The sequence below is a fragment of the Flagellimonas alvinocaridis genome (assembly GCF_004916895.1).
Taxonomy (GTDB): domain Bacteria; phylum Bacteroidota; class Bacteroidia; order Flavobacteriales; family Flavobacteriaceae; genus Flagellimonas; species Flagellimonas alvinocaridis.
On record NZ_SNTZ01000015.1, the window covers coordinates 49905 to 56991 of the forward strand.

Below are 7087 nucleotides of genomic sequence, written 5' to 3' on the forward strand. Positions count from 1 at the left end.
ATTCCCGCTATCACATAAATCAAGGTATTGTCATTGCCCATTACAAAAGAATCTATGCCTAAAAACGGCAATGTTTTTTCAAAAGTACGTATTGAATACCTTTAAATGGTCAAGCTGGCCACAAAAACTCTTTTTCCCTCCCAAGCCAAAATCCTATCTTTACGCCGCCAGTTGAAAAAGATGCAAAACATTCACCCTAAAACACTACAGGATCTAGAGTTTCCCACCGTGTTGCAGCAGGTTTCCTCTCGTTGCAATACCGAACTGGGAAAGGAATCCGCTTTGGACATAGCTCCCATTGACGACAAAGAAATGTTATTGGAGATTTTGGGACAAACTTCTGAGTATTTGGCCTCTTATTCCAATGACAACCGGATTCCAAACCACGGTTTTGATAGCATCAACAGTGAACTGTCCTTGTTGAAAATCGAGAACAGCACTCTTGAAGTCCCAAGTTTCAGGCGAATTTCAAGCATTTGCAAGACGGTCGCCATCCATCAAAAATTCTTTAAAAAATTCAAGGAATACTATCCCCTACTTTTTAAAAAGTCAGAGGCATTGGAACCTAATATCGAGATTCCGGCCGCTATAGACAACGTAATCGACAAGTTCGGGGAAATCAAGGATTCCGCTTCCGATGAGCTGCGGCACATCCGTTTGCAAATCAATAGTGTACGGGGCAAGATCAACCAAAGTTTCTCTGCTGCATTGGTACGGTATCAATCTTCCGATTTTCTGGATGACATCCGTGAATCTGTTGTGGAAAACCGCAGGGTATTGGCGGTAAAAGCCATGCACCGCCGTAAGGTAAAGGGTACCGTGATGGGCAGTTCAAAGACCGGAAGTATTGTCTACATCATCCCAGAGTCTACGGTGGCCCACACCCGGGAACTCAACAATCTGGAGTTTGAGGAAAAAGAAGAAGTCCAACGTATCCTCAACCAACTCTCCAACAGCATCAGGCCATTTGCGGCCCTTTTAAAACTCTATCAAGCCTACCTAACCGACATAGATATTACCGCTGCAAAGGCCAAGTACGCTTCCGAAATGGATGCGCTGCTTCCCGAAATCAGCGAGAAACGGGAACTTTTTCTAAGAGATGCCTATCATCCATTACTGTATTTGACCAACAAACGGAAGAATGAAAAAACATGGCCGCAGACCATTCAACTGCACAAAGAAAATAGAATCATTGTAATTTCCGGACCCAATGCGGGAGGGAAAAGTATCACCCTAAAGACCATTGGACTGCTCCAGACCATGCTGCAGAGCGGCTTGTTGATTCCGGTTCACGAGCGAAGCAAAGTATGTCTTTTCGATAAGATTTTAACGGATATTGGAGATAATCAATCCATTGAAAATCATTTAAGTACATACAGTTATCGATTGAAGAACATGAACCACTTCATAAAGAAGTGCAACGACCGTACTTTGTTCTTGATTGATGAGTTTGGAACAGGAAGCGACCCCGAATTGGGAGGCGCATTGGCCGAAGCCTTTTTGGAAGTGTTCTACGAAAGGGAGGCCTATGGGGTCATTACCACCCACTACGCCAATTTGAAGGCATTGGCCAACGAATTGCCGCATGCCACCAATGCCAATATGCGTTTCAATTCCAAAACCTTGGAGCCCACATTTCAGTTGGTGTTGGGCGAAGCAGGTAGCTCGTTCACCTTTGAGGTGGCCCAAAAGAATGGCATCCCCTACTCCTTGATCAACAAAGCCAAGAAAAAGATAGAGCGCAGCAAGGTTCGCTTTGATGCTACCATCGCCAAGCTCCAGAAAGAGCGCAACAAAATGGTAGAGACCGGCTCCAAGCTCAAGGAAGAGGAGAGCAAGGCCCGTGAAGAAGCCAACCGTTTGGAAGAACTTAACTCACGCATCAAATCCAAATTGGAGAACTATCAGGAACTGTACGACCACAACCAACGGATGATCCAATTGGGCAATAAAATCAACTCTGCTGCCGAGAAATACTTCTTGGATAACAAAAAGCGTCCCTTGATATCCGAAATGCTCCGCATTGTGGAAACCGAAAACAGTAAGCGTAAGAAAACCACGGCCAAAAAGGCCAAGGAGAAAAAGCAGCAACAGCAACAGGTAGCCCAAGAATTGGAGCAAAAAATCAAAAAAGTACGGGTAGAGAAGAAAATCCAAAAGAAAAAGGAAATCCAAGCCGAAAAGAACAAGCCTAGACCTGTCTTCAAAGTGGGCGACCGTGTACGCATGATGGACGGCAAGGCCGTGGGCAGCATAGACGCCTTGGAAAAGGGTAAGGCCATTGTAAACTACGGTATGTTCACCACCAATGTGAGTGTGGACCAACTGGATTTGGTGGAGGCCAAAAAATAACCAATGTCATTCCTGCGAAAGCAGGAATCCACTACTATTTCCTCATTTGGATTCCGCATCTAGTGCGGAATGACAATACATCCTCGTTAAGTAATTTTCTACTTTTCTGCGGCTGGTTAGCGCCCGCCTGCCGGACGGCCAGAGAGTCGAAGCACCAGTTGCACTAGTTCATTTGTCATTTCGAACCGAGCTATGGGAGTGTGAGAAATCCCATCAACTTAGAAAACTTCTCAATCGGCACATTGCGCCTCGTATCGAAATGACGGATGTCTCTCCTGAAAAGGCAAAATTTCTTGTCGTCCCGAAAGGCTTCGGGACTCACTCGAAATGACAAACATCTTCCATGCATACCCTTTATGAAGTAGTTTAAAAAATGGGAAGTTTGGATTTTCCAGTATGGAATAATAATACAACTCTTTAATTTTCCCTTGTCATTTCGAACCGAGCTATGCGAGTGTGAGAAATCCCATCAACTTAGAAGATTTCTCAATCGGCACATTGCGCCTCATATCGAAATGACACAAATAACGCTGTAGTATTTATAATTCCCATAAAACCAAATCCTTAACATATAGTATTATGCTTTTTTTACCGAACTTCATCAAGGATAAATATGATTCATTACAAAAAATCATATCTTTTAGATTGGCATTATTCTGGAAAATTGTAACATTTCCATCGATTTGTTGTCCTATATGAAAATCAATCAAAAAATGAAGAAAGGATTCTTAGCATTATTGACATTATTATTTTTTATTTCTTGTAACCATGACCAAAATGAAAAGGGAAGAATACTGGTCATAGTTTCAAATACAGAAGACATGGGAGACCCTGAAAAACACTTTGCAGGGAACAACCTTTGGGAAGTAGCTCCCCCTTACCATATTTTTGTTTCCCACGGATATCAAGTGGATTTTGTTTCGCCAACAGGCGGAAAAGTGCCTTTCTCAATGGATCCTGTGGGAATAAGCAGTTATACCATCAAGTATGAGAATTTTAATGGCAAGGTTGAAAGTTCATTAACACCCGATTTGGTCGACCCTAAAAACTATAAAGCCGTTTTTATTGGTGGTGGCTATGGACCCCTGTTTGATGTGGCCAAAAACGAAGATTTACTGCCAATTATAGCCGACATTTACGAAAACGGCGGAATAGTTGGAGGTTGTGGACATGGTCCCGGTGCCTTCGCAAATGTTAAACTTAGCAATGGCGATTATATGGTTAAGGACAAAAAAGTAACCGGGTTTCCAAATTCGACAGAGGTTACCAAAAGCTGGGCCAAAGAAGGAACTTTATTGCCCATAATGCTAGAGGACCAATTAAAGGAAAATGGGGCACTGTTTCAAACCAAAAGCGACTTGAACGATAAACACGACGTGGTAATCGACCAGAGGATTGTGACGACCATGTTCCTTCCTTCTTCAGCAATTGTGGCAAAAGAAATGATTTATGAAATTGAAAAACACTAATGCCACCGGTACATGACAAAACCCTTCATTGCTCTATTTCCTTAAATTCAACTTTAACATCACAAAAAACCAAACCATTCGCTGCACTATTTTTTCTATATTGTTGGGGAAAATTAATCTAAGTCAAACCTCAACAAACAATGAAAGAAAAACCAACCCCCTCCAGTAGACGGAGTTTTATCAAAAACACAGCGCTAGCTTCCAGTATTTTTATCGTTCCACGCCACGTTTTGGGCGGCCCAGGCTATTTGGCCCCCAGTGATCGCCTGCATTTGGCGGCCATAGGTTCGGGCGGTAAAGGAGCCAGTGATATTGCCAATGCATCGGTAGATGGTCGCGAGCGGGTGGTGGCCCTTTGCGATGTGGATTTTTCCGGCTCTGCCAAGAATACCGTAAAAAAATTCCCCAAAGCAAAACTTTTCAATGATTATCGCGAAATGCTGGACAAGGTTAAGGGCATAGATGCGGTTACCATCAGTACCCCGGACCATGTGCACGGCCCTGCGGCCGCCTATGCCATGGGACTCGGAAAGCACGTATATATACAAAAACCCATGACCCACAACATTCGCGAAGCCCGTATCCTGACCCAAATGGCCCGCGACAAGCAGGTGGTGACCCAAATGGGGAACCAAGGCGGTTCCAATCCGTTACTGGGTATGGTGCAACAATGGGTAGATTCCGGAAAACTGGGCAAGATCACCAAGGTGGAAATCTGGACCAACCGGCCCGTTTGGCCACAAGGATATGCTATGCCCGAGCCAGATGCTGGCAGCAAACCGGACGATTTGTACTGGGACCTTTGGTTGGGCCCAGCCCCGTTGAAACCCTATACGCCCAACCTTCATCCCTTTAACTGGCGTGGATGGTGGGATTACGGAACCGGTGCCTTGGGCGATGTGGGCTGTCACTTGGTGGATATCCCCTACCGAACCCTAAAACTGGGCTACCCCACTGCCGCCGAATGTAGCGTGGGCACGGTATTCTCCCAAATGTGGAACCCCGATTACCACCCAGAAGGATGTCCGGCCACCTCGTTCATCACCTTGAACTACGAAGCCACCGAAAAAACAGGAGCACCCTTGACCATGACCTGGAGCGATGGGGGTATACGTCCCTCCCACCCCGAAATCATCCCTGCCGATAGCGATATTGGAGGTCCGGGAAGTTATAACGGCGTGTTGATCCACGGCGAGAACGGGGTCATTTCCACGAACATCAACGACAGTTCTCCATTGACGCCCAAATTGTACCTGAACGATGGTACCACCGAGTTTGGGCCGGAAGTGGAAGATATGCCGGAACCTGAGTACGGCCACCAACGCAAATGGGTGGATGCCTGCAAAGCAGGATACGGAAGCCCCGAGCACATGGGCCTTACCTCATCCTTTGAGTATGCCGGTCCCATGACGGAGACCGTACTCATGGGCAACCTGGCCATACGCAGTTATATGCTGCAACGCCCCAACGGCGATGGCAACATGGAGTTCTACGGCCGTAAAAAGCTGCTGTGGGACGGGGACAACATGAAGGTGACCAATTTTGAGGATGCCAACCAGTTTGTTACCCGCACCTACCGTGAGGGTTGGGAAATGTAACCCGGCAACATACCATACCAAAGGGCTGCAAAACATCTCTGAAATCTGATATCAGAAATCAGACGTCAGATATCTGATGTTTTGCGGCCCTTTTCTTTCCCCACCCCACCACCAAACTCCTAAATTCCCAACCCCTATCTCCTATCCCCTAATTCCTAAGACCTAGAAATTACTCCTTAATGCGCTCAATGCACTCCCAAAGCCCTTTTACACTGAACAGGGCATCTTTCTCGGCCTCGTCCAAGAGTTCATGGGAATGGTAAATAGTAACATCATGTACCAATTTTAGGGCATTGACCAAATCCGGGGCATCCAGATAATGGGTGTAGTCCAACAGTTGTACCTGTGCAGGACTGAGCATTTTGGAAATTTTGGGGGTGATTTTCACCTCATCTTCGGTACCGCCCTGAGTGCAACAGGGGCAGTTGGTTTGTTTTTCCTTGTTTCGCATAACAGAAGATTAAGAAATTGAACAAAAAACATTTGGTCACCGCGAAACTGATAAGTGTAGCAAGGCAAATATACATTTTAAATGTATGCGGTTGATACCTCTTTGATATTGCATGGGTTAAAGGGTTGGGCAGAAATAAAAGATGATCTATTTCATCGGTTTTATGCCTATATTGGGGGTATATAGATGTATTTTACATCTATATAAACAAGTTGTGCTTCATTATGACCAACCATTAACCAATGATAAAATTCTTTAGAAAAATTAGACAAAACTTACTTGCAGAGGGAAAAACTGGAAAGTATCTTAAATATGCGTTTGGAGAGATTTTACTTGTAGTTATTGGAATATTAATCGCATTGCAAGTTAGTAATTGGAACAAAAAAAGAATTGACTCTGATTCTGAAAAAGAAGCTCTTTTTGATTTAAATACAGAGATAAAATCTAATATAAAAGCACTGGAAATAATAATAGCTGAACACGAAAAATCTTTGGTTGCAGGAAAGGACATTAAATCAATGATAATTGACACTAATAAGCTAAATAGTATTTCCAATGATAGCTTGCAGTCTATCTTAATTGTTATGAACTATAATTATACCTATGACCCTAAACTTGGTATTTTGAATTCAGTAATAAATTCAGGTAAAATTAATCTTATACAAAATAAGGACATAAGATATATGTTGTCTTCAATAAATGAATTAATTATTGATGCAAACGAATCTACTGAAGTAATAGAAAAATTAAGAGGAGAATATTATTGGCCAATGATTGCATCAAAAAGAGAAATAGTCGATTATAACAAGCTAACAAGAGATAATAAAACATCTTTTAGGAATCCTGAATTTGTTTGGTGGGTAGATTTCAACACTACTGTTAGACAAGAAGGTTTAGACGAAGAATATGAATTATTGGAGTTTCTAAAAAAAATCAATGTACTAATCGAAACAGAAATTAAAAAATAACGAAAGCACAACAATGTATAACCGCAATTACGGCGGATTCGACCACCCTTCGACGACGCTCAGGACAGGCTTCTGAAAATCCTAGCGGATTTCATAAGTCGAAATCATAGCCGTATTCCAAGATCAAATCCAAACTTATTTCAACCTTTTTCAAGCAGCGAATTTTTGTAAAACCACGTATGGTGTCCCTCTTTTAACCACAGAGAATGCCCTTGCCAAAAGTTTGTTCCTGACATTGTTCAAAGCAAC

General features: G+C 43.3%; 5 protein-coding genes. 4 read left to right on the plus strand and 1 reads right to left on the minus strand.

The window, feature by feature from the left end; genetic code table 11:
• The first annotated feature begins 180 nt into the window (after positions 1-180).
• The 3 genes from EZV76_RS15740 to EZV76_RS15750 all read left to right on the plus strand — a co-directional run bounded on the left by EZV76_RS15740 (position 181) and on the right by EZV76_RS15750 (position 5419).
• Positions 181-2352 (plus strand): endonuclease MutS2, encoded by a 2172-nt coding sequence (locus EZV76_RS15740; protein ID WP_136567515.1) that lies wholly within the window; start codon positions 181-183, stop codon positions 2350-2352.
• 713 nt (positions 2353-3065) lie between these two features.
• Positions 3066-3821 carry a type 1 glutamine amidotransferase domain-containing protein gene (locus tag EZV76_RS15745; RefSeq protein WP_136567516.1) on the plus strand — a complete coding sequence of 252 codons (756 nt, stop codon included), beginning with the start codon at positions 3066-3068 and terminating at the stop codon, positions 3819-3821.
• 140 nt (positions 3822-3961) lie between these two features.
• A complete protein-coding gene (locus tag EZV76_RS15750; RefSeq protein ID WP_136567517.1) occupies positions 3962-5419 on the plus strand; it encodes a Gfo/Idh/MocA family protein in 1458 nt (485 codons plus the stop codon).
• A 169-nt stretch (positions 5420-5588) separates the two neighbouring features.
• Here EZV76_RS15750 and EZV76_RS15755 read toward each other — a convergent pair whose 3' ends face one another.
• Positions 5589-5870: a hypothetical protein gene (locus tag EZV76_RS15755; RefSeq protein WP_136567518.1), complete on the minus strand. Its 282-nt coding sequence runs from the start codon at positions 5868-5870 to the stop codon at positions 5589-5591.
• 242 nt (positions 5871-6112) lie between these two features.
• Here EZV76_RS15755 and EZV76_RS15760 point away from each other — a divergent pair, with 242 nt between their 5' ends.
• Positions 6113-6838 (plus strand): DUF6090 family protein, encoded by a 726-nt coding sequence (locus EZV76_RS15760; RefSeq protein ID WP_136567519.1) that lies wholly within the window; start codon positions 6113-6115, stop codon positions 6836-6838.
• Positions 6839-7087 lie beyond the last annotated feature (249 nt).

Bases quoted from the DNA above. Each gene is read 5' to 3' on its own strand.
- EZV76_RS15750 (WP_136567517.1), top strand. From the start codon at position 3,962: ATGAAAGAAAAACCAACCCCCTCCAGTAGACGGAGTTTTATCAAAAAC.
- EZV76_RS15745 (WP_136567516.1), top strand. From the start codon at position 3,066: ATGAAGAAAGGATTCTTAGCATTATTGACATTATTATTTTTTATTTCT.
- EZV76_RS15755 (WP_136567518.1), bottom strand. From the start codon at position 5,870: ATGCGAAACAAGGAAAAACAAACCAACTGCCCCTGTTGCACTCAGGGC.
- EZV76_RS15760 (WP_136567519.1), top strand. From the start codon at position 6,113: ATGATAAAATTCTTTAGAAAAATTAGACAAAACTTACTTGCAGAGGGA.
- EZV76_RS15740 (WP_136567515.1), top strand. From the start codon at position 181: ATGCAAAACATTCACCCTAAAACACTACAGGATCTAGAGTTTCCCACC.